Annotated in this window: 24 protein-coding genes; 14 read left to right on the top strand and 10 right to left on the bottom strand. The window is 63.7% G+C overall.

Annotated features, from left to right (window positions below; all coding sequences use genetic code 11):
* Window positions 1–62 precede the first annotated feature (62 nt).
* The gene (locus AB6809_RS32930) at window positions 63–995 is read left to right on the top strand and encodes a DMT family transporter (RefSeq protein WP_029971802.1); all 933 of its coding nucleotides are present in this window, start codon (window positions 63–65) and stop codon (window positions 993–995) included.
* 75 nt (window positions 996–1,070) lie between these two features.
* On the opposite strand, the gene AB6809_RS32925 is transcribed toward AB6809_RS32930, so the two are convergent.
* Together AB6809_RS32925 and AB6809_RS32920 are read right to left on the bottom strand one after the other, a co-directional pair.
* The gene (locus AB6809_RS32925; RefSeq protein ID WP_029971803.1) at window positions 1,071–1,322 is read right to left on the bottom strand and encodes a Txe/YoeB family addiction module toxin; all 252 of its coding nucleotides are present in this window, start codon (window positions 1,320–1,322) and stop codon (window positions 1,071–1,073) included.
* Between the two features lie 10 nt (window positions 1,323–1,332).
* Window positions 1,333–1,626 carry a type II toxin-antitoxin system Phd/YefM family antitoxin gene (locus AB6809_RS32920; protein ID WP_029971804.1) on the bottom strand — a complete coding sequence of 98 codons (294 nt, stop codon included), beginning with the start codon at window positions 1,624–1,626 and terminating at the stop codon, window positions 1,333–1,335.
* 565 nt (window positions 1,627–2,191) lie between these two features.
* Between AB6809_RS32920 and AB6809_RS32915 the strand changes: the two genes are divergently transcribed.
* The 8 genes from AB6809_RS32915 to mdcH are packed head-to-tail and all read left to right on the top strand — an operon-like array spanning window position 2,192 to window position 9,327.
* Window positions 2,192–2,968 carry a GntR family transcriptional regulator gene (locus tag AB6809_RS32915; protein WP_006052377.1) on the top strand — a complete coding sequence of 259 codons (777 nt, stop codon included), beginning with the start codon at window positions 2,192–2,194 and terminating at the stop codon, window positions 2,966–2,968.
* A gap of 8 nt (window positions 2,969–2,976) precedes the next feature.
* A complete protein-coding gene (gene mdcA, locus AB6809_RS32910) occupies window positions 2,977–4,638 on the top strand; it encodes a malonate decarboxylase subunit alpha (RefSeq protein ID WP_029971805.1) in 1,662 nt (553 codons plus the stop codon).
* Window positions 4,638–5,675 (top strand): triphosphoribosyl-dephospho-CoA synthase, encoded by a 1,038-nt coding sequence (locus AB6809_RS32905; RefSeq protein ID WP_029971806.1) that lies wholly within the window; start codon window positions 4,638–4,640, stop codon window positions 5,673–5,675. The genes mdcA and AB6809_RS32905 overlap by 1 nt, the downstream gene beginning before the upstream one ends.
* Before the next feature lie 5 nt (window positions 5,676–5,680).
* Window positions 5,681–5,995, top strand: coding sequence for a malonate decarboxylase subunit delta (locus AB6809_RS32900; RefSeq protein WP_029971807.1), 315 nt, complete (start codon window positions 5,681–5,683; stop codon window positions 5,993–5,995).
* Window positions 5,992–6,888: a biotin-independent malonate decarboxylase subunit beta gene (locus AB6809_RS32895; RefSeq protein ID WP_029971808.1), complete on the top strand. Its 897-nt coding sequence runs from the start codon at window positions 5,992–5,994 to the stop codon at window positions 6,886–6,888. Before AB6809_RS32900 ends, AB6809_RS32895 begins: the two co-directional genes overlap by 4 nt.
* The gene (gene mdcE / locus AB6809_RS32890; protein WP_029971809.1) at window positions 6,885–7,700 is read left to right on the top strand and encodes a biotin-independent malonate decarboxylase subunit gamma; all 816 of its coding nucleotides are present in this window, start codon (window positions 6,885–6,887) and stop codon (window positions 7,698–7,700) included. The genes AB6809_RS32895 and mdcE overlap by 4 nt, the downstream gene beginning before the upstream one ends.
* A complete protein-coding gene (locus AB6809_RS32885) occupies window positions 7,700–8,395 on the top strand; it encodes a malonate decarboxylase holo-ACP synthase (protein WP_029971810.1) in 696 nt (231 codons plus the stop codon). Before mdcE ends, AB6809_RS32885 begins: the two co-directional genes overlap by 1 nt.
* Window positions 8,395–9,327, top strand: a complete 933-nt coding sequence (mdcH, locus tag AB6809_RS32880; protein WP_029971811.1) for a malonate decarboxylase subunit epsilon — start codon at window positions 8,395–8,397, stop codon at window positions 9,325–9,327. The genes AB6809_RS32885 and mdcH overlap by 1 nt, the downstream gene beginning before the upstream one ends.
* Window positions 9,328–9,354: 27 nt before the next feature.
* Here the strand turns inward: mdcH and AB6809_RS32875 are convergent, their stop codons facing one another.
* Entirely contained in the window at window positions 9,355–10,293 is a 939-nt protein-coding gene (locus AB6809_RS32875) for a LysR family transcriptional regulator (RefSeq protein WP_029971812.1), read from the bottom strand.
* Window positions 10,294–10,491: 198 nt separating this feature from the next.
* Between AB6809_RS32875 and AB6809_RS32870 the strand changes: the two genes are divergently transcribed.
* Together AB6809_RS32870 and AB6809_RS32865 are read left to right on the top strand one after the other, a co-directional pair.
* Entirely contained in the window at window positions 10,492–11,271 is a 780-nt protein-coding gene (locus tag AB6809_RS32870; protein WP_029971813.1) for a putative hydro-lyase, read from the top strand.
* A gap of 68 nt (window positions 11,272–11,339) precedes the next feature.
* A complete protein-coding gene (locus tag AB6809_RS32865; RefSeq protein WP_029971814.1) occupies window positions 11,340–12,641 on the top strand; it encodes an MFS transporter in 1,302 nt (433 codons plus the stop codon).
* Between the two features lie 36 nt (window positions 12,642–12,677).
* Here the strand turns inward: AB6809_RS32865 and yjfF are convergent, their stop codons facing one another.
* From yjfF to AB6809_RS32840, 5 genes are all read right to left on the bottom strand, one after another.
* Window positions 12,678–13,775, bottom strand: coding sequence for a galactofuranose ABC transporter, permease protein YjfF (gene yjfF / locus AB6809_RS32860; protein ID WP_029971815.1), 1,098 nt, complete (start codon window positions 13,773–13,775; stop codon window positions 12,678–12,680).
* Window positions 13,772–14,815: an ABC transporter permease gene (locus AB6809_RS32855; RefSeq protein WP_029971816.1), complete on the bottom strand. Its 1,044-nt coding sequence runs from the start codon at window positions 14,813–14,815 to the stop codon at window positions 13,772–13,774. Before AB6809_RS32855 ends, yjfF begins: the two co-directional genes overlap by 4 nt.
* Window positions 14,812–16,425 (bottom strand): sugar ABC transporter ATP-binding protein, encoded by a 1,614-nt coding sequence (locus AB6809_RS32850; RefSeq protein WP_006053250.1) that lies wholly within the window; start codon window positions 16,423–16,425, stop codon window positions 14,812–14,814. The genes AB6809_RS32855 and AB6809_RS32850 overlap by 4 nt, the downstream gene beginning before the upstream one ends.
* Before the next feature lie 294 nt (window positions 16,426–16,719).
* Window positions 16,720–17,706 (bottom strand): ABC transporter substrate-binding protein, encoded by a 987-nt coding sequence (locus AB6809_RS32845; RefSeq protein ID WP_006053251.1) that lies wholly within the window; start codon window positions 17,704–17,706, stop codon window positions 16,720–16,722.
* A gap of 623 nt (window positions 17,707–18,329) precedes the next feature.
* Complete coding sequence (locus AB6809_RS32840; RefSeq protein ID WP_029971818.1) at window positions 18,330–18,944, bottom strand: alpha-ketoglutarate-dependent dioxygenase AlkB; 615 nt, start codon at window positions 18,942–18,944, stop codon at window positions 18,330–18,332.
* Between the two features lie 346 nt (window positions 18,945–19,290).
* Between AB6809_RS32840 and AB6809_RS32835 the strand changes: the two genes are divergently transcribed.
* Window positions 19,291–19,875, top strand: a complete 585-nt coding sequence (locus tag AB6809_RS32835) for a malonic semialdehyde reductase (RefSeq protein ID WP_029971819.1) — start codon at window positions 19,291–19,293, stop codon at window positions 19,873–19,875.
* A 9-nt stretch (window positions 19,876–19,884) separates the two neighbouring features.
* Here AB6809_RS32835 and AB6809_RS32830 read toward each other — a convergent pair whose 3' ends face one another.
* Window positions 19,885–20,223: a hypothetical protein gene (locus AB6809_RS32830; RefSeq protein WP_029971820.1), complete on the bottom strand. Its 339-nt coding sequence runs from the start codon at window positions 20,221–20,223 to the stop codon at window positions 19,885–19,887.
* A gap of 416 nt (window positions 20,224–20,639) precedes the next feature.
* On the opposite strand from AB6809_RS32830, the gene AB6809_RS32825 reads away from it, so the two are divergent.
* On the top strand, window positions 20,640–21,803 hold the full coding sequence (locus tag AB6809_RS32825; RefSeq protein ID WP_029971821.1) for a metallophosphoesterase: 1,164 nt from the start codon (window positions 20,640–20,642) through the stop codon (window positions 21,801–21,803).
* Window positions 21,804–21,901: 98 nt separating this feature from the next.
* On the opposite strand, the gene AB6809_RS32820 is transcribed toward AB6809_RS32825, so the two are convergent.
* Complete coding sequence (locus AB6809_RS32820) at window positions 21,902–22,435, bottom strand: hypothetical protein (protein ID WP_029971822.1); 534 nt, start codon at window positions 22,433–22,435, stop codon at window positions 21,902–21,904.
* Between the two features lie 341 nt (window positions 22,436–22,776).
* Between AB6809_RS32820 and AB6809_RS32815 the strand changes: the two genes are divergently transcribed.
* A complete protein-coding gene (locus tag AB6809_RS32815; protein WP_029971823.1) occupies window positions 22,777–23,031 on the top strand; it encodes a GlsB/YeaQ/YmgE family stress response membrane protein in 255 nt (84 codons plus the stop codon).
* The last annotated feature ends 1,250 nt before the right edge of the window (window positions 23,032–24,281 follow it).

Genomic DNA, 24,281 nt, shown 5'->3' with positions numbered 1-24,281 from the left:
GCCCGCAAGCGGCGCAATACTTCAATGCATCACCCAACGGAGATCTAACGGAGACGCGGCGCATGTCCCTCACCCAACGTCAACAAGGCGCGATCACACTGGCCGGCGGCGGGCTGCTGATGGGCACGCTCGGCGTGTTCGTCGAGGAAGCGCGGCTCGGCGCGCTGACACTGGTGTTTTTCCGCTGCCTGTTCGGCTTTCTGTCGCTGGCGGCGTATTGCGCGTGGAAAGGCTACTTCACGCGCGCGCATTTCACGCGACGCACGCTCACGCTCGCGCTCATCTCCGGCGTATTGATGGTCACGCAGTGGGTCGGCTTTTTCGATGCGATCCATCGCACCAGCATTGCCGTCGCGACCGTGGTGTTTCATGTGCAGCCGTTCTGGGTCGTGCTGATCGGCGCGGCGCTCTTCAACGAACGGCTCGGCGCGGATCGGCTCGGCTGGATCGCGGCGGCCTTCGGCGGGCTCGTGCTCGCGTCGGGCGTGGCGGCCACGGAAAATCTGCAGGGCCATGCAAGCTACGTGATCGGCATCGGCGAGGCATTGGCCGGCTCGGTGCTCTATGCCAGCGTCACGTTGATCGCCAAAGGGCTCGGCAATTTGCGCCCGCACCTGCTGACGCTGATGCAATGTGCGGTGGGCGTGGTGTGCCTGCCGTTCATCGCGCCGCTCGTTGCACCTTTCGACGCCACGCATATCGAGCCGATGCAATGGTTCTGGATTGTCGGCATGGGCGTGCTGCACACGGGGCTTTCGTACGTGCTGATCTATGGCGCGCTGCCAAAGCTGACCACGCCGATCATCGCGGTGCTGCTGTTCGTCTATCCGCTCACCGCTATTGCCGTCGATGCGATCGTGTACGGCCGCGCGCTTTCATTGGCGCAGTGGGCCGGCATGGCGCTGATCGTGATCGCGAGCCTCGGCGTGAATCTCGGCTGGCCGCTCTTTTCGTTGCTGGGTTCGGGCGGGCGCGCGCGGCGACAGGCCGAGTGAGCGGCGCGGGCGGGGTTGGGCATGCCGCTGGTCGCTGGTCGCGCAGTGGTCGCTCGGTACTCGCTCAGTGCTCGGTCAATGGTCATAGTGAAACCGGCATGCGATCACATAGATCTTTCCATCTTTCGGCAGATACACGAGCCGATCGGCAAACGTGATGCGGCGCGACCAGAAACCGCTCAGGCTGCCGACGAGCGGCTCCGGTTTTCCCGTGCCGATAAACGGATCGCGCCGGCACTCCTCCAGCAACGCATTGATCTTGCGGACGACCTTGCGATCGGTCTCCTGCCAATACACGTAGTCGTCCCAAGCGTCGTCGGTAAACATAAAGATGCTGTCAGCCTTTGCGGCGTGTTCGTTGCGGCTTTTGTGTCGGTTCATCGGTCAGCAGTTCGCGCGGGGCCGCACCGCCGGCATTCAACTGGGCAATGGATCGCGCGAGCCGCTGGGCATTCTTCGACGAACTCAGCAGATACAAGGTCTCCTGCATCGCGTTGAAGTCTTCCAGCGACACCATCACCACGTTTTCGCCACTTTGTCTCGTAATGAGCATCGGTGCGTGGTCGCGGCAGACTTCATCCATTGCCTGCTTAAAGCCGGCTCGGGCCTCGCTGTAAGTAAGGACGTTCATGGGTTATCCGGCCTGCGAGGTTGCCCTCCGGCCACTCCTGTCAAAAGTTAGAAAACGCTTCCGCCGCCGTGCGGTTTGCCTGCCCTTGCGGTTGCGGGTCGGGCTGGCGATTTGCGGCTGCCGGTCGAAGCGTGGCGCAAAAGAAAAGACTTGGGGCCACTGCGACCATTGTACAGACCACTGTACAGCGCGGCAAACATCGGACTGCGGACGAACGCACCTTCTAACGAACAGCAGCATGCCTCTCCACGACCGCCTGCGCCAGTCGGCCGAATGGCCAGGGGCCACGCCGAGCGGCCCTTTCGCCTTGCTGGACGGTGCTTTGCGCTTGTCTGTGGCGCGAACGAAATCACAAGCAAACGAGCGACTAGCGCGAGCGCTGTCAGAGCGAGCGGCAAGCCCATCGCATGCACGCGAAAAGACGCCGCGACAATCAGAAAATTCACGCACTCACCGCTGAGCGGTCCGAACGATGCCGCCCACGAAACGCCCGCGCCGCCCACGCAAAAAATCTCCGGGTTTGCCCGCGTTTAAATACCTCATTTTTGTATATAATATTTGAACCATGAGCGACACAACCACCGACCTTCTTCCCTTGGACACCCCCGCGCGCGCCCCGCTGCTGCGGGCGGCCGCACCGCGCGAAAGCACATCACGCGTGATCGCCGACGCGTTGCGCGAAGCGATTATCGACGGCACGCTGGCGCCCGGCGCGCCGCTGCGTCAGGACGCGATCGCGCGGCACTTCTCGGTCAGCGCAATTCCGGTGCGCGAGGCTTTGCGCCTGCTCGAAACCGAAGGCTGGGCGAAGGTCGCGGTGCACAAAGGCGCGACGGTCGCGCCGTTGTCGGCGGATGAAGCGCGCGAAATCTACGAGATCCGTTCGGCGCTCGAGAGCCTTGCAATCGGACTCGCCATTCCGAAGCACACGGCCGCCACGTTGCGCGAATGCGCCGCGCTCGGCCGGGCGGCGGAGCGCGAGGCAGACCCGTCGCTCTACGTCGCGCGCAACGCGGCGTTTCACATGAGCCTGTATGCGCCGGCCGCGCGTCCGCAGCTCGAAGACCTGATTCGCGTACTGCATCGGCGGGGCGAGCGTTACTTGCGCCTGAAGTTCGGCTTGCCGTCCTACAAGGGCGAATCCGACGATGAACACACCGAATTGCTCGACGCCGTGCGGCGCCGCGACGTGCCGGCCGCCCAGGCGCTCGTCGTCGCACATCTGCTCGGCACGGGCGAACTGCTGCACCGTTTCCTGACCGAACGCGCGCAGGCGGAAGCCGCGCTCGCAAGCCAACCCAAGCCGCGCGGCCGTCCGCCGCGCGCTACTACCGGGAGTTGATTGAGCCGATGAACGCACCCGCCGAAGCACCATCCGCCGCACGTTCGTGGACCACGCGCCGCGACGAAAAAAAGCGCCGCCTCGCGGCCATCGCGCCGTGGCTCGAAGACGGCGTGCTGCCGTCCACGCGCATCGTCGATGCGCTCGAGACGCTGATCCAGCCCGGCGACCGCGTCGCGCTCGAAGGCGACAACCAGAAGCAGGCCGACTTCCTGTCGCGCTCGCTGGCCAAGGTCGATCCGCAGAAGCTTCACGATCTGCATCTGCTCATCTCGAGCATCAGTCGTCCTGAGCATCTGACGCTGTTCGAGCGCGGCATCGCGCATAAAGTGGATTTTGCGTTTGCCGGCCCGCAAAGCCTGCGCGTCGCGCAACTGCTCGAAGACGGGCAACTGGAGATCGGCGCGATTTATACGTACGTCGAACTGTATGCGCGCATGTTCGTCGACCTCACGCCACATGTCGCGCTGCTGTGCGCGGAAAAAGCCGACCGTCACGGCAATCTCTACACCGGTCCGAATACCGAGGACACGCCCACCATCGCCGAGGCCGCAGCGTTTCGTCATGGCATCGTGATCGTGCAGGTCAATGAGATCGTCGATGAACTGCCGCGCGTCGATATTCCCGGCTCGTGGGTCGACGTGGTCGTGGAGGCGGACCGCCCGTTTGCCGTCGAACCGCTGTTCACGCGCGATCCGCGCCATATCGGCGACCTCCAGGTGTTGACCGCGATGATGGTGATACGCGGCATCTACGAACCGTACGGCGTGACGTCGCTGAATCACGGCATCGGCTTCGACACTGCGGCCATCGAACTGCTGCTGCCCACTTACGGCGAGTCGCTCGGCCTGAAGGGCAAGATCTGCCGCAACTGGACGCTTAATCCGCATCCCACGATGATTCCCGCGATCGAATCGGGCTGGGTCGACAGCATCCATTGCTTTGGCAGCGAGGTCGGCATGGAGGCGTATATCGAGGCGCGCCCGGACGTGTTCTTCACCGGCAGCGACGGCACGCTGCGCTCGAACCGCGTGCTGTGCCAACTGGCCGGGCAATATGGGGTCGATCTATTCATCGGCTCGACGCTGCAGATCGACGCGGACGCCAATTCGTCGACGGTCACGCGCGGCCGCCTCGCCGGCTTTGGCGGTGCGCCCAACATGGGTCACGATCCGCGCGGCCGGCGCCATTCGAGCGAAGCGTGGCTCAAGCTGCTGAAAGATCAGGGGCCCGTGTCGCGCGGTCAAAAGCTCGTCGTGCAACTGGCCGAGACGTATAAGAAAGGCGGCGAGCCGACTTTCGTCGATGAACTCGACGCGGTCGCGGTCGGCGCGAAAAACGGCATGCCGATCGCGCCCGTCATGATCTACGGTGACGACGTGAGCCACGTCGTCACTGAGGAAGGCATCGCGCATCTGCACAAGGCCGAGGGCATCGACGAACGGCGCGCGGCGATTGCCGCGGTCGCCGGCGTGACGCCGATCGGCCTGCGCGCGAAGCCGGAGAAGACGGCCGAGTTGCGCCGGCGCGGCATCGTCGCGTATCCGGAAGATCTCGGCATTCGACGCGGCGAAGCGAAGCGTTCGCTGCTCGCGGCACGCAGCATCGACGATCTCGTCACCTGGTCGGGCGGTTTGTACGCGCCGCCGGCGCGCTTCAGGAGCTGGTAATGAGAGCCGCTGCTTTGTTGGAGCGTGAAGATGTGTCATGCGCGTCCGCGATAGAGATGCCCGAGCCGCTCGCGCGAGCGTGTGCCTGGACCGAGCGCGGGGACGCGCCGTATGGCCGAGCCACGCAAGCTCTGTATCCGGTCACGACAGCGGCCGCTGCTTCTGACGAACGTGTCGCGAAGCGCGCACAAGACTCATGCCCTGACTCGCAACTTGCCCATTACGCCGTGACCGCGCTGATCGACGAAGCCGAACTCACGCCGAAGCCCGCGCTCGTCGACCGGCGCGGCAGCGGCGCGCATCGCGATCTCGACCTCGCCATCATGCGACGCTCGGCGCACGCGCTCGAGCCGACCTTCGCCGCGCTCGCGCGCACGGCGCGGCGGCGCGGCGAGCCGTCGGCGCTATTGCGCACCGAACTCGCGCAAATCGGCCGCGCGGGCGAGCAGGACATGCTGCGCGCGACCGGCGGCAGCAACGCGCATCGCGGCGCGATATGGATCGTCGGGCTGCTGGTCGCGGGCGCGTCGTTCGCGGATGCCGCGCTCCGGCTCGACGCCTCGGCGATCTGCCGGCGTGCGGCGCAGATCGCCTGCTTCCCCGATCGCTTCGCAGCCGCCACCGACAGTCACGGCGAACGCGCGCGTCAACGCTATCAGGTCGGCGGCGCGCGCCGCGAGGCGCAGGAAGGCTTCCCGCATGTGATCGCCGTCGGCTTGCCGGCGCTGATCGCGGCACGCGAGCGCGGCATTGCCGAAGATGCCGCGCGCGTCGACGCCCTGCTCTCCATCATGGCCTCGCTCGACGACACCTGCCTGCTGCATCGCGCGGGTCTCGCAGGCTTGCATGCCGGCCAGCACGGCGCGCGGCGCGTGCTGCAAGCCGGCGGCAGTTCGACACGCGCAGGCCGTGACGCGCTCGCCGCGCTCGAACGCGACTTGCTGTCGCTCAACGCATCGCCCGGCGGAGCAGCCGATCTGCTCGCCGCCACCCTTTTCCTCGACATGCTGGCGCATCACGACGTCAGCGGGAGCTGAGCCTCATGGAACATCTGACCTTCGACTATCCGGCGCAACGCGCCGTCACGACCCGCGCGCACGTCGGCGTGGTGGGTTCGGGCGATCTGGAAGTGTTGCTCTCGCCCACCGATAATCCGAACGCGCTCGCTGCACATGTCGTCGTGCGCACGAGCGTCGACGGCTACAGCCATATCTGGAAAAGCGTGCTGGACCGCTTTTTCACCCGCTACGACGGCGCCGCGCAAATCGAAATCAACGACTTCGGCGCGACGCCAGGAGTGGTTGCATTGCGGCTCGCGGAAGCGGTCGAGGCCGCCGAACAGGGAGACGACGCATGAGCACGCCCGCGACTGTGCATGCCGCGCCGCTGCTGCGCGAGAGCTTCATCGAACTGCCCGCGCGTGAGCGCGCCCGCGCGCTGCTCGACCCGGGCAGCTTCCGCGAACTGCTCGGCCCGTTCGACAGGATCGAATCGCCGTGGCTGCCGCTGCAAGGCGTCGTGTGCCAGGCCGACGACGGCTGCGTGATCGCGCGCGGCACGATCGACGGCGAGCCCGCCGTGATTGCCGCGATCGAGTCCGCGTTCCAGGGCGGCAGCATCGGCGAAGTGTCGGGCAGCAAGATCGCCGCCGCGCTCGAGATGGCGTTGCGCGATTGCGAGCGCGGCAAGATCGTACGGCCGGTCGTGCTGTTCGAAACCGGCGGCGTGCGGCTTCAGGAAGCCAACCTGGGTCTCGCCGTAATCGCCGAGATGCAGGCGGCCATCGTCGCGCTGCGCCGGCATGTGCCGGTGGTCGGCGTGATCGCGGGCATGGTGGGCTGCTTCGGCGGCATGTCGCTGGCCGCGGCGCTGTGCTCGTATCTGGTCGTGACCAAGCAGGGGCGGCTCGGCATGAACGGACCCGAAGTGATCGAGCAGGAAGCGGGCATCGACGAACTGGATGCGTCCGACCGGCGCCGCGTGTGGCAGTTGATCGGCGGCGAGCAGCGCGTGGCGAGTTCGCTCGCGGACCGGCTCGTGGACGACGACGCCGCGGACGTGCGCGCCGCCGTGCATGCCGCGTTCGTGCAAGGCGTGCCGGCCGCGCATCGCAGCGAACAGGTCGACACGTTCTTGCAGCGGCTCGCGCGGATCGATCCGGCGAGCGTCACGCCGGAGAGCATGCGCGAGGTCTATGCAGCCGAAGCGACCCAAGCGCCACAATCCCACTCACGCAAGGAGCAAGCATGAGCGACATCTCACTGAGCCGCGGCGCGCGCTGGTTCCATGCGCTCGCCGGCGAATCCCGCAACGCGGCGCCCGTGTGGAGCGCCGACGCGCCGCTCGGCGGCGAAACCGCCCGCTTCATCACCGTCGTGCCCGACGCCGCTAACCGCTTTCCGCGCGCGACCGACAACGTCGTCGGACTCGAACAGGGCTGGCTGCTCGCGCGAGCCGTTCGCGAAGTGATCGCCGACGATGCGGCAAGCGCCACGCGTCGTCCGATCGTCGCGATCGTCGATGTGAAGAGCCAGGCGTACGGCTATCGCGAGGAAATGCTCGGCATTCATCTCGCGTGCGCCGCCGCGGTCGACGCGTATGCGTCGGCTCGCGATGCGGGGCATCCGGTGATTGCGCTGATCGTCGGACCGGCGATGTCGGGCGCGTTCCTCGCGCACGGTTATCAGGCCAATCGCATCGTCGCGCTCGACGCGCCCGGCACGATGGTTCACGCGATGGGCAAGGAAGCCGCCGCGCGCGTCACGCGCCGCACAGTCGAAGCGCTCGACGCACTCGGCGAAACCATCGTGCCGATGTCTTACTCGATGGCCTCGTTCGCGAAGCTCGGGCTGCTCGATCAACTGATCGAAGGTATCGACGCCGACGCGCCGGACGCCGCGCAGATCGCGCGCGTGCAGCAGGTGTTGTGCGAACAGATCGACAGTGCGCGCGCCTGCAGCCGCACGCTTGCGCGTCGGCTGGAATCGGCGGCGGCGCAGAAGAACCGCGCGGCGTCCATCGAAGTGCGGCGGCGTCTCGCCGAGCAATGGGATGCCGTGTAATGCCGGTCTGCGCCGCGCCGCCGTTTGCGAGCAATGCCGCGGCGTCGTGCGACGAACGCTGGCGCGCGCATGACTTGCTGCGCTTGCGGCGCCTCGCTGCATTCGACGGCGAACCCGACTGGGTGCGCGATGCGTTCGAGCGCGCGCCGTATGCGGTCGTGCGGCGCGCGCTCGCCGCGCCCGGCTTCGTCGCGATTGGCTTGCGCGGCGCGCAGCGATCTCAGCGGTACGGCACGTGGGCCGCATCGACGGATATTGTCGAAGCCGTTTCGCCCGAGGCGTTGGTGCGAAACGAGCCCGATGCAACGCGCGCCGCGTTGCCCGCGTTCGTCGCGTTCGCCCGGTTGCAACGGGATGCACAGAGCGCACTCAACGCGCTTGTCTGGGGCCCGACCGGCAGCGTTGGTTTCGAACTCGCCACGCAAACGGCAGCAGCCACGCAATCGAGCGATCTCGATCTATTGATTCGGACACCGGAACGTTTGTCGCGTGAACGCGCGGCGGGCTCGCTGAGCTATCTGCAAACGCTTGCATGCGAAACCGGCATTCGCATCGACGCGCAACTCGAGACACCAGCAGGCGGCGTCGCGCTCGCCGAGTGGGCCGCCGGCAAGCCACGCGTGATGGCGCGTCATGCAAGCGGTCCGCAACTGCTTGCCGATCCGTGGGTCTGCGTTCATCGGACGGAACTCTGATGCTCGCGCTGATCTTCCCAGGCCAGGGCGCGCAGAGCGACGGCTTTCTGCATCGGCTGCCGTCGCATCCCGCCGTGCGCGCAACACTCGATGAGGCGTCCAGCGTGCTAGGCGCCGACGTGCTCACACTCGACACGCCCGATGCGTTGCGCTCGACTGTTGCCGTGCAATGCGGACTGACCGTCGCAGGCGTGGCGATCGCGCGTGCCCTCGCGGATGAAGGACTGACGCCGGACCTGAGCGCCGGTTTGTCGGTGGGCGCGTACCCGGCGGCGGTGAGCTGCGGCGCGCTCCCTTTCCCCGACGCTTTGAAGATGGTCCGCCGCCGCGCGGAACTGATGGAAGCGGCGTATCCATCGGGCTACGGTCTCGCGGCTGTGTCGGGACTGACGGAGCATGAACTCGCCGCGCTCGCCGCACGGCACATCGACGAAGGCGAGCCGCCCGTCTACATCGGCAACGTGAACGCGCCGCGCCAGATCGTGATGGCAGGGGCGAACACCGCGCTCGATAGCTTCATCCACCGCGCTCTGGATGCGGGCGCGCGCAAGGCGACGCGTCTTGCGGTCAGCGTTCCTTCGCATTGCGAACTGCTCGCGCAAGCAAGCGACGAACTCAGCGCGTATGCGCGCACGATTCCGTTTCGCGCGCCGCAAAGCGTGTACATCGGCAATCGCGGCGGCCGTCCGTTGTATACGGCCGATGCAATTCGCGACGATCTCGCGACCAACATGCGCTACACGGTGCGCTGGTTCGACGCGCTCACCGTGATGCAGGAAATGGGCGCGCGCGTCGCGATCGAGGCACCGCCTGGGCAAGTGTTGACCGACATCACGCGCGAGCATTATCCGGAGATGGCCGCGCTTGCAGCGAGCACGCTTCCGTTCGAACGGCTCGCCGCGACGGCGCGGCGGCGCCTCGAACGCGAGTAGCGAGCCGCGCTGAATGCAGCGCTTGATCTAGCGCTTCTCGATCAACTGCCGTCCCATCGCTTTCGCGTACTGATCGCACGCATTGCGCGCGACGCGCGCGGCCGCCAGCACGCCGACGTCGGCATCGTCGCGGTAGTACATCGCCACATTGATCGGCGGCGGCAGCGGGCGCACCTGCAAGTGCCCCAGTTCTCCGCTCGCGAGAAACGGCTCGACAAAAAGCGCGGGCACCGCCGCGATGCCATAGCCGTCGCGCAGCAGTTTGACGATGACCGCCACCGACGGCATGCAAGTCACCTGCGTGTCCGCAAACGGCACGCCGGCACGGCGCGCAAGCGTCTGCACGATAGCCTCGACGGCAATTTGCGGCGCGGTGCCGCGGCCGAACGTCAGCACCGGCTTGCTCAACAGCGTGTCGGCATGCTTCGCGCGAGTCGCGGGGATGAGGTCGCTGCGCGCGATCCAGCGCACCGGATAACTCGCGAGTAGCGCGGATACGATCGACGTCTCCAACTCTCCCACTTCTTCCACCTGAATCACGAGATCGAGTTCGCCCGCGCGCAGACGAGGGCCGAGCACCGCGCTTGAATCCACGGTCAAGTCCACGACGATGCGGTGGTACTCGAGGTTCAGCATGCGAATGTAGTCGGGCAGCCAGCTATGCACGACCGTTTCGATCACACCGAGGCGCAGACGCGTCGCCAATTGCGTTTCGTCCTGCGCGGCGAGTTGCAGCGAGCGCGTGGCCTGCACGACCGAGCGCGCGTGCGCGAGCAGACGCTCGCCGTTTGCCGTGAGCTTGAACTCGGGCGCGTCGCGCTCGATCAATTCGACGCCAAGCTCGGATTCCAGCGTTTTAATACGCAACGAAATCGCGGCGGGGGTGGCGTGCATCGCGGTCGCCGTCGCGCGAAAACTGCCGAGCCGCGCGAGCGTGAGAAACGTTTCGACGAAGCGGGTATTCATTGCATGAGGTCTCGCGATAACGAATGAGGCGCGAATGAGACGCGAATGAGGCCCACGATCATCGCCGGAAAACGGGTCGCGCCGCCGTTAAGTTTAATTTAACGAAACGCAAGAAAAACTCGCTGGATCGATATTTTTGACGTTACTAATCTGGAACGCATCAGAAGGCCAGTCCCGTCAACTTCAGTCGAGCAGTTCATGCCCTACACGCCATCCGAGTTTCGTCAGCAAGTGCGCAGCGGTCGCCTGTCCGGTCCCACCGCGGGTTATTGCGGCGACTATGCGCAAGCCAATCTCGCCATTCTTCCGCAGCAATACGCTGGCGATTTCCTGCGTTTTTGCACGCTCAATCCGAAGGCGTGTCCGTTGCTCGGCATCGGCGAACCGGGCGCGTGGCGCGTGCCCGCACTCGGCGCGGATCTCGACATTCGCAACGACGTGCCGGCGTTCTATGTGTATCGCCACGGCGAATGCGCGGAGGAAGTGCGCAGCCTCGATGAACTCTGGCGCGACGACCTCGTCGTGTTCGCGATCGGCTGCTCGTTTTCATTCGAGGAAATGCTGCGGCGTGAAGGCATCGGTCTGCGTCATATCGAACAGCAGGTCAATGTGCCGATGTATCGAACGCGCGAGCCCAATGTGCGCGCCGGCGTGTTCGGCGGCAATCGCGTCGTCTCGATGCGTCCGATGAAAGCCGCCGACGCCATCCGCGCGATTCAGATCACGAGCCGCTTTCCTGCTGTCCACGGCGCGCCGGTGCATATCGGCGATCCGTCGTTGATCGGCATTCGCGATCTGTCGCGGCCCGATTTCGGCGATGCGGTCGACATCCACGACGACGAACTGCCTGTGTTCTGGGCCTGCGGCGTCACACCGCAAGCCGCGATAGAAAGCGCGCGCCTGCCGTTTGCGATCGCGCACAAGCCGGGGCACATGCTCGTCACCGACATTCTCAACACCACGCTCGCCGTGATCTAGCGCGGCGCTATTTTCATCCGCAAGCCGCGCGCGAAGACGCGGTCCATCACGACGACCGGAGTTCAAGCATGGAAACCGAAGCGCAGTTGACCGCGGACGCCGAGCGCTACGGCGCGTCCGACGCGGGGAAAGGCCCGTTCGCATGGTATCGGCGGATCTCCGCGGCCGAGAAGCGTGCGTTCTGGAGTTGCAAGATCGGCTACGTGCTCGACGCAATGGACACGCAGTTCCTGAGCTTCGTGATTCCGACACTGATCGCGACGTGGGGCATCACGCGTGGCGACGCGGGACTGATCGGCACCGTCACGCTGCTGAGTTCCGCGGTGGGCGGATGGGCAGCGGGCGTACTGTCCGATCGCGTCGGACGAGTGAAGACCTTGCAGATCACGATCCTCTGGTTCGCCGTTTTCACGCTGGCGTGCGCGCTCGCGCAGAACTTCTCGCAGTTGCTGTGGGCGCGAGGATTGATGGGACTCGGCTTCGGCGGCGAATGGACGGCGGGCGCCGTGCTGATCGGCGAAGTGATTCGCGCACGCGACCGCGGCAAGGCGGTCGGGCTCGTGCAGGCGGGATGGGCGATTGGCTGGGGCGTATCGACGTTGCTCTTCATGGCCGTCTTCTCGCTCGTTCCCGCCGACTACGCGTGGCGCGTGCTGTTCGCGATCGGCATCGCGCCGGCGCCGTTCGTGATCTGGATTCGCCGCTTCGTCGAAGAACCCGAGGTGCATCGGCGGCAGAAAGAGGCGCAGGATGCGGCGCAGGCGCGTCCTGCGCTGCTCGATATTTTCCGCGGCGACATCGTCTGGACGACATTGCGCGCGTCCATTCTCGCGACGGGTGTGCAAGGCGGCTACTACGCGGTGACGACGTGGCTGCCGACGTATCTGAAGACGGAGCGGCACCTGAGCGTGATCGGCACCGGCAGTTATCTTGGCGTCGTGATCGTCGGATCGTATTGCGGGTATCTGACGGGTGCGTATGTGAGCGACCGTATTGGCCGCAAGCGCGCGTTCATTGCGTTCGCCCTCGCTTCGTGCGCGATTGCATCGATCTACACGCAGCTTCCGCTAGATAACTTCTCGATGCTGATGCTCGGCTTCCCGCTCGGGTTCTGCGCGTCCGGTATTTTTTCAGGCATGGGTGCGTTCCTGACCGAACTGTTTCCTACGCGCATTCGCGGTTCGGGCCAGGGCTTTTGCTACAACTTCGGCCGCGCTGTCGGTGCGACCTTCCCGTTCCTGATCGGCTACGTGTCGCAAACGATGACGCTCGGCCACGCAATCGGCGCATTCGCGGCGGCGGCCTATGGAATCGTGATTCTCGCCGCGCTTACGCTGCCGGAAACGCGAGGCCGGGCGCTCGACGACTAAAAAAGCGCGCCCCTGCCACCCTCTTTAGTGCGAGGCTCAAGCCTGTTCGGGCGCGCGGCCTATCACATGCGAGTCGGTCGCTGCCGACGTTTCTCCATGCGCGCGTTCGCGTCCAGACGTGACGACCGCGCCGGTGCCGCCGGGACGCCGCACCGACTTCGCATGCCGTTCGATCAGCCGCTGCAGCAGGCAGAAAGCGCACAGCAGCGCGCCGATCACGATGCGGGTCCACCAGGAACTGAGCGTGCCGTCGAACGTAATCAGCGTCTGGATGGTGCCCAGAATGCCGACGCCGAACAGCGATCCGACCACATAGCCGACGCCACCCGTCAGCAGCGTTCCGCCGATCACGGTCGCGGCAATCGCGTCGAGTTCCATGCCCTGCCCTTGCAAGCCGTAGCCGGACAGCACATAGAACGTGAACACCGCGCCACCGAGCGCCGAGCAGAAGCCGCTCAGCGCATACACGCCGATGCGCGTGTGCGCGACCGGCAAGCCCATCAATAGCGCGGAGCGGGCATTGCCGCCCACCGCGTACACATTGCGGCCAAAGCGCGTGAAGTGCGCGATAAAAATGGCGCCGACGAGCGCGACGAACGCGATCAGCACGTTCGCGGTCACGGAGCCGATGCCGATGTCCAGACGGAATGCGGAGATCGCGTGGAAGGTCGGATCGGTGATCGTGATCGACTGCGTGGTGATCAGAAAACAGAGGCCGCGCGCGAAGAACATGCCGGCGAGCGTCACGATAAACGCCTGCAGACGAAAGAAGTGAATCAGCGCGCCCTGCACGGCGCCGAAGACGGTGCCCATCAGAAGAACGATCGGCAGAATGATCCATACCGACAGATGCAGCCGCTCGGACAATACCGCTTCTACAATCGTAGTGAGCGCAACGACGGAACCGACGGACAGATCGATCCCGCCCGACACGATCACGAACGTCATGCCGATGGCGACAATCAGCAGGAACGCGTTGTCGACCAGCAGATCGAGCAGCACCTGCCACGAGAAAAAGCCGGTGTACATGACCGAGCCGAAGCCGAACAGCGCGCAGAACAGCAGGATCGTAACCGCGATGGGCAAGGTGCGCGGATCGACGATATGCGCCCACGCTGCGAACAATCGTCTCATCGTGCCACCCCGCGTTGCTTGATAATCTGCATCCCGAACGAAACCGCGAGCGCTCGCGCAGCCGGCGACTGAATAACGCTCACCGCCAGCACGACCGCTGCCTTGACGACCAGCGTCGCTTCTGGCGGCACGCCGATCGAATACGTCGTGTACGTTAGCGTCTGAATGATCAGCGCCCCGAGCACCGTGCCTGCGAGACTAAAGCGGCCGCCGAGCAGCGACGTGCCGCCGAGCGTCACCGCGAGAATCGCGTCGAGCTCCAGGAGCAGGCCGGCGTTGTTGCCGTCGGCGCTGCGCACGTTCGAGCTGATGAGAATGCCCGCCATCGCCGCCGTCAATCCCGAGAATCCATACACCGCGAAAACCAGCGCTTTCGAGCGCAGGCCGACAAGGCGAGTCGCCACCGGATTCACACCGATGGCGCGGATAAAGAGCCCCAGCGCCGTTCCCTCGACGAGCGCCGCGGTGGCCAGCACAGCGAGCGTCGCAATCCACACCGAGCATGGCACGCCCAGCCAGTATCCGCCGCCGACAAACAGATAGCCCGGCGCGCCGATCGGAATGATTTGCCCCGCCGTCAGTAGTTGCGCGATGCCGCGTCCCGCGACCATCAGAATCAACGTTGCGATGATCGGCTGCATACCGACAAACGACACGAGCACGCCGTTCCACATGCCGCTCAGCACGCCGACGATCAACGCCGCGAGCAACGCCTGAGCGATCAGGCCGCCCGTCGGCACCGGTTGCGTGGCGAGGATCGTCGCGGCCGCCGCGCCTGCGATAGCCACTACTGCGCCGACCGAAATGTCGATGCCGCGCGTCGCGATGACGAGCGTCATGCCCGTTGCGACGAGCACGAGCGGAGCCGCACGATTCAGCACGTCGATTGGCGCGCCGAACAGATGGCCGTCGAGCATACGCAATGACAGAAAGTGCGGATTGACCCAGAGATTGAGCGCGCACAACAACGCCAACGTCACGCATGGCCAGATCAACGGACGCTCGACGCCGTCACGCGCGAGCCAGTTCGATAGCTTCATTCGCCGCTCCCCGCGATGAGTCGGTAGATATTGTCTTCGTTCGATGCCGTGCCTTTGACTTCCGCAATTTTGCGGCGATCGCGCAGCACGGCTACCCGATGACTGACGCGCAGCACTTCGCTGATCTCCGACGAAATGAACAGAATGCTCAGGCCGTTCCCACACAGCGCGAGCAGGCGATCCATGATGTCGAATTTCGCGGCGACGTCGATGCCGCGTGTGGGCTCGTCCAGAATCAGGAGCTTCGGATCGGTCGCAAGCCAGCGCGCAAGCAGCGCTTTTTGCTGGTTGCCGCCGGACAGCAGACCGATAGGCTGCTCCGCGTCCGAAGCCTTGATGCCGAGCCGCTCGATCCACAGATCGGCCAGCTCGCGCGCGCGCTGACGGTTGATCTTGCGCCACCAGCCACGCCTCGCCTGCAACGCGAGAAGGATGTTCTCGCGGATCGACAGGTCGGCGACGATGCCCTCTTTCTTGCGATCTTCGGCGCAGTACGCAATGCCGTGGCGCACCGCATCGTGCGGGGATCGCAGGCGCACCGGCTTGCCGTCGACGAGCATCGTGCCGCTGTCGGCACGGTCTGCGCCGAACAGCAGCCGCGCGGTTTCCGTACGCCCGGAGCCGAGCAACCCGGCGAGTCCGAGTATCTGACCGCGCTGCACGTCGAGGTCGATTGGCTGCAAAGTGCCGCGTTTGCCGAGGCCGCGTAGTTCGATAAACGGCGGCGCGCTGTGATCGTCTTGCGTGTCGTCGCTGGGGTCGCATGCTTCGTGAGCGGCTTCGCGCAGACGCTCGCTCATGCGCTCGTGACCGACCATCTTCGAGACGAGGAGATCGGCGGGCAAATCGCGCGCGAGATATTCGCCCTCGCGTTCGCCGTTGCGCATGACCGTGATGCGGTCGGAAATGGCATACGTCTGCTCGATGAAGTGCGTGACGAACAGTATGGCAATACCCGATTGCTTAAGATGCCGAAGTATCTTGAAGAGCTGCGCGACCTCGCTGTCGTCGAGGCTCGACGTGGGCTCGTCGAGGATCAGCACACGGGCATCGACGGAAAGCGCTCTGGCGATCGCCACCATCTGCTGGACCGCGATCGGATAAGCGTCGAGCGAGCGTGTGACGTCGAGCGTGATGTCGAGGCGCGCAAGCGCGGCTTGTGCGCGGCGCTTGATGTCGGGCCAGTCGATCGCGCCGAAGCGCCGCGGCTGCCGGCCCGCAAAAATGTTTTCCGCGACCGACAGGTTCGGGCACAGATTCACTTCCTGATAAAGCGTGCGCACGCCTGCCGCTTCGGCTTCCTGCGGCGACGCGAAGGCCACGACTTCGCCTGCGAGACGGATCGTGCCGGAATCGGGCGCGAGGACGCCTGTCAGCACATTGATCAGCGTCGATTTGCCGGCGCCGTTCTGTCCCATCAACGTATGGACTTCGCCGGGGAAAAGCCGGAAATCGACGCCCTGCAGCGCCTTCACGCCAGGGAATGTCTTCGTGACGCCGGTTGTTTCGAGGATCGGCTCGTGCGCGTCGCCGTGGTCGGCGGACGCAGCGGCGGCGGACCTTGTCGTGCTCGTGGCCGGCGGTTTGGGTTCGGAAGCGGGATGCGTCATAGACCTCGCTCGAGCGGCGGTGCGTGGGTGGTCTGGTGCCTGCGTGCCGTGGTGCCTGTGTGCCGTGGTGGCTTTATGCGGCACGTTTCGGCATCGGGTGAAAAGAGACCGTCCGCTGCCCAAGCAATCGGACGGTCAGGCACCGCTGGAGAAACGTTACGTGCTGGTTTGGCTGTGTGCGTTTGCTGGTTGCGCTTGCTTGTTTCGCTTGCTGCTCGTTGCTTGCTGCTGCGTTATTGCCGCTGACGCAGCTTGCAAGCAAGTGTGTTTGCAAGGATGCCTAACTAACTTTTCCTAGTACTTTCGCGTCGGCAAGGTCTGCGCTGCGACGCTCATCGGGAACACGGTCTCTTCCGTCAGGATGCGCTTCGGCAAAGGCTTGCCGGCCACTACGTCCTTGACCGCCGACATCAGTTGCGGTCCGAGCAGCGGGCTGCACTCCACGTCGACATTCATCTTGCCTGCGGCCATGGCCTGGAAGCCACCCTTGGTTGCATCGAACGAAACGACCACGACGTCCTTGCCCGGATGCATGCCCGCCTCTTCCATCGCCTGGATTGCGCCGAGCGCCATGTCGTCGTTATGCGCATAAACCACGTTGATCTTGTTGCCGTAGCTCTTGATAAACGCTTCCATCACCTGCTTGCCGCCGGCCAAGGTGAAGTCGCCGCTTTGCGACGCAATGATCTTGAACTTCGGATCGCTCTTGATGACTTCGATCAGGCCGGCGTGCCGGTCATTCGCCGGCGCGGAGCCGACCGTTCCCTGCAATTCGGCGATGTTGACGGGACCCTGTGCGTCCTTATAGTGATCGGCGAGCCATTTGCCGCCGCGGCGTCCCTCTTCCAGGAAGTCGGAGCCGATCATCGTCACGTACAACGAGGTATCTTTGACGTCGATGTTGCGGTCCGTCAGGATCACCGGAATCTTCGCGGCCTTCGCCTCACGCAGCACCGGTTCCCAGCCGGACTCGACGACCGGCGAGAAGGCGATCACATCGACTTTTTGCGCGATATACGAGCGGATCGCCTTGATCTGGTTTTCCTGCTTTTGTTGCGCGTCGGAGAATTTGAGTTTGATCTTGGCGTCGGTTGCCGCGGATTTCACCGACTCGGTATTGGCGGTCCGCCATGCGCTTTCCGCGCCGACCTGCGCGAAACCCAGCGTGATCTGTTTGTCCTGCGCGTGTGCGCCGGGGGTTGCCAGCGTCAGCGCGCCGACACCCGCGCACAGCGCGAGCGCACCCAACGCACGACATGCGGCGCGTCGTGTATTCGCCATGACTGTCTCCTGATCGTTGTTGTGTAGGCGATCCATCGAATCCGACCGGCCGTTGCGGCTGCCGCGAAGCGTGGATCGTGATGTAGCGTAGTGTGCCGGGCGTTAACAGTCCAATCATATGATTCGCGGGAGCAATATCAATTTTGGTATAGACGGGGGTTGGGGGCTGTGCGGGTGTGTGCGGTAGTTGACGTGGTGGTTACGGCTTGGGGGTCGGCTGGTCGTTGCTGGTTTTTATGCGCTTACATTGGCGAGTCGAGCCGTGCGTCGCCTGGTTGGCAGGTCGCAGGGTGAAGTCGAGATGGGTGGTCCGGGTGCCTCGGACGCCTCGGACGCCTCGGGTGCGTCGGGTGCGTCGGGTGCGTCGGGTGCGTCGGGTGCGTCGGTGCATTTGCGTCGGGGTGCGGTCTGCGTTGGGGTGCGGTCTGCGTTGGGTCGCGTTGCCGTGGGTCCGCCGTGGGTCTGCCGTCGGTCTGCCGTGGGTCTGCCGTGGGTCTGCCGTGGGTCTGCCGTGGGTCTGCCGTGCGGTCTGCCGTGGGCGTCTGCGGCAAGTCTGCCCTAGGCCTGCCTGCGGCGGGTCCGGTCCCGGCGAAGAACTTTGCAGGCGCACATCGCCGCCGGATTTAGCCGCGCGACGGTCCGCCGGTCCGCGCCCGAGGCGTAACCCACCGGAAAGTCAAATTAATGCGCTCGCCGACAACCCGTGGCTCTTTCGGCACCCGATGCCGCCATTCCGCCTGTGTCTTGCCCTTCATGACCAGCAAGCTGCCGCCTTTGAGCGAGAACGACTGGACGGCGCCGGCCTTGTTGTGCCGCAAGTCGAATGTGCGTGCCGCGCCCAAGCTCACCGATGCAATTACCGGTTCCGGTCCTAGTTCCGGCTCGCGGTCGGCATGCCAGCCCATGCTGTCCGCGCCGCTTCGGTAGCGGTTGAGCAGGACGCTGTTGAATCGGGCTCCGCAAGCCGCCTCAGCATCGGCCTTCAGTTCGGCGACGGCTGCTGTCCACGGTTGAGGTTCGTTACGGATACCGGAATAGACATACACAGCGTCGGCGTCGCCCTGCCATGCCGTCAGCCGCGGCAGCGCGACGCGACCGCCGGGCGTGCCCATGGTGTCCTGCCGCCATTCCACTTCGACGATGAGTCGCGCGAGGAACTGCTCGGCCGTTTCGGGCGCCAGCCAGTCGGGATACCAGTCGACGTCGGGAGCCGGAAGATCATTGAAAAGATCCGTCATGTTTGTGTGTGCGAGCGCAGCGCGGCGCGGCGGTAGAACGTTGGCTATTATGGCTGCAATGGCCGTTAGGAGTTTCGCGGCATCGTGGCGGCTTCACGGCAGTCTTGTCGCGGCTTTACTGCGGCTTCGTTGTGGTCTCTTGCCACTTCACCGCAGCTTCGTTGTGGCTTCGTCGCGCTACTGTCGCTGCTCGACTGCGGCCGCCTGTGGCTTCGGTTCCCGCCTGCTGGCGCTATTTAGTGCGCGTTGCGGATGCGTCTATGGCGCCGCCTGCCGAAGTTTTCATTCCGCAGACTTCTTCCCGCCAACGCGCTTCCAGTATCGGTTCCTTGAGTGGACAACCATCATGACTCTTTCGGATCAAGCACTCGACCAACTGTTCCGCCAAGCGCGCACGCACAACGCCTGGCAGCCGAAACCCGTCGATGACGCGCTGCTCGGTCAACTCCTCGAACTCACGCTGCTCGGCCCCACATCGGCCAACTCGAGCCCGGGCCGTTTCGTCTTTGTGAAAAGCGCGGCGGCCAAGGAGAAGCTGCGGCCGGCATTGTCGGCCGGCAATGTCGATAAAACAATGGCGGCACCGGTTACGGCGATTGTCGCAATGGACATGGCGTTCTATGAGTATCTGCCTAAGCTTTTTCCGCACGCCGACGCTCGGCGCTGGTTCGCTGGTAACGACAAGGCGATCGCCGAAACCGCATTTCGCAACTCGACGCTGCAGGGCGGCTACCTGATTCTGGCGGCCCGCGCGCTCGGCCTCGACACTGGCCCAATGTCAGGCTTTGACGCGGCGAAAGTGGACGAGGCGTTTTTCGCGGGCACGACAGTGAGGTCGAACTTCCTGGTCAACCTCGGCTACGGCGATGCGTCGACTCTGTTTCCGCGCAGCCCGCGCTTCAGCTTTGACGAAGCCGCGCGGATAGAGTGAAGCGCCGCTTTAGCTGAAGATCGCGATGTAGAACACCACCACGCCGATCACTGCGCCGACAAAGCAGAAATTCTCTTCTGTGCCGTCGCCATTCGAACGGAGCCACGCGCCGACCACGCCGAAAAACCCCGCGATACCCAGCGCGACGCATAGCATGACGATGTAGAAAAGCGCGCTCTTGCCTAGTTCGGAGAAGTCGACATTGCGCACGCCGAGATATAAACCCAACGCCATCAACGATATGCCAACGAGAGGGAGCATGACATGGCTGCCCTCATATCCAACGTGATGCGCGCGGTGCGCAGAGTCCCCGTGATGAAAACGATGGCCTGATCCGAGCAGTTTCATGATCGCCTCCCGCCTCGCCGTTTGCAGGCGATAACAACAATCGAGCCGGGCCGCTGTTTGGTCAGTCGATTTGGCAGCGGCTCTTGATGCCGACCGGCTCACTTCCAGAATACTCCACCCGCATCGGCAATTCAAAGCCCATTTAATTAGGGTTATCCGGGAACTTGCGGACCTTTTAGACACGCCAGGGACCCTGGATTGAGCACGCCCGTTGCATGTCTCAACAGCACTGCTGCGCAGCAATACAAGCTGGCGTCGCTTTGCACGCTCAGTGTTTTTGCGGCCGTCTGCGCACGAGCGCGCATGCCGGTAGAATGGCCTTCGCCCTAGCCTTGGTCGCTAGCCGCGTCGCTACGGCAACTGGCCGCCGCCGTTCGGCTCATGCTCGCCGGCTCTTACCCGCCCTCACCTTCCCTATGCGCCGCTCATCGTTTCTTGTACGCCTCATCTTTATTGGCATTCTGCTGCACATCTATGTGGGCTTCCGCCTGATCCCCGACATGCCGGTGAGCATCACTGTCCGCTGGCTATCGGGGTTGTGGCTTGTGCTGTCCGTCTTTGTGATTCCACTGGGCATGCTCGCGCGCACCATCAAACAGCAGCCGCTGGGCGATCGGCTAGCGTGGGTCGGCTTGCTGGCGATGGGTTTCTTCTCCTCGCTGCTCGTGCTGACGTTTGTGCGCGACCTGACGCTCGCCTCACTCATGACCGTGGACGCGATGCGGCCTGGCACGATCCCTCTCGAACGTTGGCGAACCGGCACTGCGGCAGCTGTGCCATTGCTTGCATTACTGTCGACGCTGATCGGCCTCTTTAACGCCCGCCGTCGCGCAAGAGTCGTGACAATCGAGGTCCCGATCGACGACTTGCCCGCTGCCCTTGACGGCTTCACCATCGTTCAGATCAGCGACATTCATGTGGGCCCAACCATCAAACGGCGCTATGTCGACGCTATTGTCGACGCAGTGAATCGTCTGAAGCCTGACCTCATAGCCATAACGGGCGATGTCGTAGACGGCAGCGTGCCGCAGTTGACTCACCACACGCAGCCGCTCTCGCGGTTGGCTGCGCGTCACGGCGCATACCTTGTTACAGGCAACCACGAGTACTACGCGGGAGCCAATGCATGGATCGACGAGTTCCGTCGGCTCGGACTCCACGTGCTACTGAACGAGCATGTGGTGGTCGAGCACGACGGCGCCCGCGCCATAATTGCCGGCGTGACCGACTATTCAGCCGGCCATCATGATCCCCTTCACCGCAGTGACCCAATGGCCGCAATCGCGGACGCACCAGGCGACGTACTGATCAAGGTACTTCTCGCCCACCAGCCACGGTCCGCCGAAGCAGCCGCTGAAGCGGGCTTTACACTGCAGCTCTCAGGTCATACACACGGTGGTCAGTTCTTCCCGTGGAATTTTTTTGTGCGGTTTCAGCAACCCTTCACCGCCGGCCTCGCTCGCCTGAACGGGCTGTGGGTGTACACGAGTCGCGGCACCGGCTATTGGGGACCGCCAAAACGGCTCGGCGCACCATCAGAAATCACACGATTGCGCCTTGTGCCCGGCCAGCCAGACTAAGGCAGGAATCTAGCGAAGGCGACTGTGACGCTGAAAGGACTACGCCTTATTAGCTTGGACGCCAGTCAATCGTTATAGGCGCAACATGAATATGCGCTTTACTGCACGGGCGCCACGGCGACACTGACTTGCGGCGCGAACGCGACCAACACCTGCATCCCCGGCGTTACATTGACGAGTTTTGCCGGGTCGCGGCCCTGAATGTGGAACACGGCTCCGTTCGGCCCTTTCAATGCCATGACACCCGACGCGTGGTCGATCGCCTGGACTTCTGCACTGACATTCTGTTCCGGCTTCGCTTGCCCGATCGACGCCGCAACAGCGGCCGCACCCTGTCCATCAGCACCGCGCGTAACGCTGATCACGGCATTGCGCATCATGCGGATATGGACTTTGCCGCCTTGAGCTATTCGCGCAAGATCTCGCGTATCCGTAATATCGAACGACGCCTCGCCACCCTGGGGGTCGCGCACAGTCACTGAATGCCTTGCGTGGTCGACGGATTTCACCACGCCCTCGGCCTGCAACGTGCTGCTCCCTTCAAACGGCGCGGGCAGCCCTGCAGCGAACGACGCAAAGGAAGCTGCGGCGACGAACGCACCAGCAACGATCCCAAGAGCTTTACGTTTCATACATTCCTCATTGACGTGAACGGACTCGAACCGGCGCCGTGGTGCCAACCGGTATCGTGCGCCGAGGCTTAGAACCATTGCCGCGCGCGCACAGATACGGGTAGTTCGGATAGTGTGTTTTTAATGATGGCGGACGTCAACGTTTGGACTCCGTATCGTCTTGTCGATTGGTCTGCATCGGCAACCGAAATTTCCCAAAGACGCCGGTACACGTTTGGTCTACAGCTGGCTTACAAGACATTGAGACAATGTTAATTCTGTATCCTGAATATGGACTGCCCAGGCAGCTTCGACTAAGCTCTGTCACCGCGCATTGTTCACTTAACTATGGAGTCTCGATTATGGAACACAGCATCATTGCATGGCTTATCATCGGCGCGATCGCAGGCTGGCTTGCTGGCGTGCTCGTCAAAGGTGGTGGCTTCGGGCTTATCGTCGACATCATCGTCGGGATCGTTGGCGCGTTCGTCGGCGGTTGGCTCGCCCGCGTGCTGCACATCTCGCTCGGGAGCGGCTGGATCGGTTCGATCATCACCGCAGTAATCGGCGCAGTCGTTCTGCTGTTTATCATCCGGCTCGTCCGACGAGGCAGCTGAGTTCAGCGTGAGCCTCTCCGGCGTCAGCGGCAATGCCGCTGGCGTCGGTCTCGCGCTCTTTTCACCGGCCTTGCGCTTTTTGTAGCGGTCTCGAGCTTGCACCGCTTTGCGGCCGGTTACACCTTCCCTTCGCTGCGTCGGCAACATTGATTACTGCTTGCCGCAGCCGCCTATGCCAGCGTAAAGCAAGTTGCAGCCGATGCGGGTGGTCCCCCGCTCTCTGCGCATCTTGCAGCACTAACGACATATCTTCCGATATTGCTGATGCGCTCTGTCTTGAATATCGGGCATGACGCGTCTGCGCGGCGCGAGGTTTCGCAGTCGTCGTTGCGATTGAGTCGACGTCGCGTTAGTCATGTCGACGATGCAGAGCCTCCAGCACTAAATTCAGAATGCGACTGCGTTCGCAAATGACTTCGTCGCAAACATGACGCGTCCCTTATTGCCTTAAAGATCGCGTCGCCCGCGGGTGTCATTCATCTATGTGTGCCACTCGCCCGTGTGGCTTCCGTCCGGTTCTATTGCGACCGGACAAAAGCCACTGAATGACTTGCGGACGATTGTTGAGCTCGTGTGGCGTAGCATGAACCGACGGCAGTGACGATCGGGTTCGCCGAACACTAACGCGTAAAACGCAGCCGAGAAAAGTCTATCGACTCCGGATGGCGAGCTTAAGCTTGCCGACATGCTTGAGTTCAACGGTCTAAGGCGCGCCGCGCTTTTCCAATAGTTCTCGATGGCGCAAAGACGCACGTAGACGATGCACCCGTACTATATCCACAATCGTACTGATCCCCGCCTGGAATCGCTGCAAACGTCGAATGGAATTGCGCGAACGTGCAGTCCTGAATTTGTCACTTACGGCGCCGTACCACCGCTTTTTTTGAAGCCTCGTCGAGGCGGCAATGCTTTGGGACTATCTGGCCGAGGCCGGCGATTCGCCTCGCGATAATACCGCTATGCAGCGTGGTAGCGGCATACAACCGATATTCACTGAGTTATGAACTCGCGGAAAATCGAAGTCATACTGACAAAGACTGGCGACTCGTGGGCGGCTAACGGCCGCATTCGGTTGGCTGGAACTGAGTGGTTATGCGGGCGCTCTGCGCATGGGCGGGCCGTGACGGCGCTCCGTATTTTGCCGCCCTTTGTTCCGCCGTTTATTCCAGCGCGGTAAACGCAGAAACCCCACCTTTTCGGGGTGGGGTTTCTGACACTGCTGGGGAGCCTGACGATTACCTACTTTCACA

The organism is Paraburkholderia sp. RCC_158, assembly GCF_041355255.1.
Lineage (GTDB): Bacteria > Pseudomonadota > Gammaproteobacteria > Burkholderiales > Burkholderiaceae > Paraburkholderia > Paraburkholderia graminis.
This window is presented reverse-complemented; position numbering and strand designations above follow the sequence as displayed.

Bases quoted from the DNA above. Each gene is read 5' to 3' on its own strand.
- AB6809_RS32930 (WP_029971802.1), top strand. From the start codon at position 63: ATGTCCCTCACCCAACGTCAACAAGGCGCGATCACACTGGCCGGCGGC.
- AB6809_RS32865 (WP_029971814.1), top strand. From the start codon at position 11,340: ATGGAAACCGAAGCGCAGTTGACCGCGGACGCCGAGCGCTACGGCGCG.
- AB6809_RS32845 (WP_006053251.1), bottom strand. From the start codon at position 17,706: ATGGCGAATACACGACGCGCCGCATGTCGTGCGTTGGGTGCGCTCGCG.
- yjfF (WP_029971815.1), bottom strand. From the start codon at position 13,775: ATGAGACGATTGTTCGCAGCGTGGGCGCATATCGTCGATCCGCGCACC.
- AB6809_RS32885 (WP_029971810.1), top strand. From the start codon at position 7,700: ATGCCGGTCTGCGCCGCGCCGCCGTTTGCGAGCAATGCCGCGGCGTCG.
- AB6809_RS32895 (WP_029971808.1), top strand. From the start codon at position 5,992: ATGAGCACGCCCGCGACTGTGCATGCCGCGCCGCTGCTGCGCGAGAGC.
- AB6809_RS32830 (WP_029971820.1), bottom strand. From the start codon at position 20,223: ATGAAACTGCTCGGATCAGGCCATCGTTTTCATCACGGGGACTCTGCG.
- AB6809_RS32840 (WP_029971818.1), bottom strand. From the start codon at position 18,944: ATGACGGATCTTTTCAATGATCTTCCGGCTCCCGACGTCGACTGGTAT.
- AB6809_RS32855 (WP_029971816.1), bottom strand. From the start codon at position 14,815: ATGAAGCTATCGAACTGGCTCGCGCGTGACGGCGTCGAGCGTCCGTTG.
- mdcE (WP_029971809.1), top strand. From the start codon at position 6,885: ATGAGCGACATCTCACTGAGCCGCGGCGCGCGCTGGTTCCATGCGCTC.
- AB6809_RS32835 (WP_029971819.1), top strand. From the start codon at position 19,291: ATGACTCTTTCGGATCAAGCACTCGACCAACTGTTCCGCCAAGCGCGC.
- AB6809_RS32920 (WP_029971804.1), bottom strand. From the start codon at position 1,626: ATGAACGTCCTTACTTACAGCGAGGCCCGAGCCGGCTTTAAGCAGGCA.
- AB6809_RS32925 (WP_029971803.1), bottom strand. From the start codon at position 1,322: ATGTTTACCGACGACGCTTGGGACGACTACGTGTATTGGCAGGAGACC.
- AB6809_RS32900 (WP_029971807.1), top strand. From the start codon at position 5,681: ATGGAACATCTGACCTTCGACTATCCGGCGCAACGCGCCGTCACGACC.
- AB6809_RS32825 (WP_029971821.1), top strand. From the start codon at position 20,640: ATGCGCCGCTCATCGTTTCTTGTACGCCTCATCTTTATTGGCATTCTG.
- AB6809_RS32905 (WP_029971806.1), top strand. From the start codon at position 4,638: ATGAGAGCCGCTGCTTTGTTGGAGCGTGAAGATGTGTCATGCGCGTCC.
- AB6809_RS32820 (WP_029971822.1), bottom strand. From the start codon at position 22,435: ATGAAACGTAAAGCTCTTGGGATCGTTGCTGGTGCGTTCGTCGCCGCA.
- mdcH (WP_029971811.1), top strand. From the start codon at position 8,395: ATGCTCGCGCTGATCTTCCCAGGCCAGGGCGCGCAGAGCGACGGCTTT.
- AB6809_RS32815 (WP_029971823.1), top strand. From the start codon at position 22,777: ATGGAACACAGCATCATTGCATGGCTTATCATCGGCGCGATCGCAGGC.
- AB6809_RS32870 (WP_029971813.1), top strand. From the start codon at position 10,492: ATGCCCTACACGCCATCCGAGTTTCGTCAGCAAGTGCGCAGCGGTCGC.
- AB6809_RS32850 (WP_006053250.1), bottom strand. From the start codon at position 16,425: ATGACGCATCCCGCTTCCGAACCCAAACCGCCGGCCACGAGCACGACA.
- AB6809_RS32915 (WP_006052377.1), top strand. From the start codon at position 2,192: ATGAGCGACACAACCACCGACCTTCTTCCCTTGGACACCCCCGCGCGC.
- AB6809_RS32875 (WP_029971812.1), bottom strand. From the start codon at position 10,293: ATGAATACCCGCTTCGTCGAAACGTTTCTCACGCTCGCGCGGCTCGGC.
- mdcA (WP_029971805.1), top strand. From the start codon at position 2,977: ATGAACGCACCCGCCGAAGCACCATCCGCCGCACGTTCGTGGACCACG.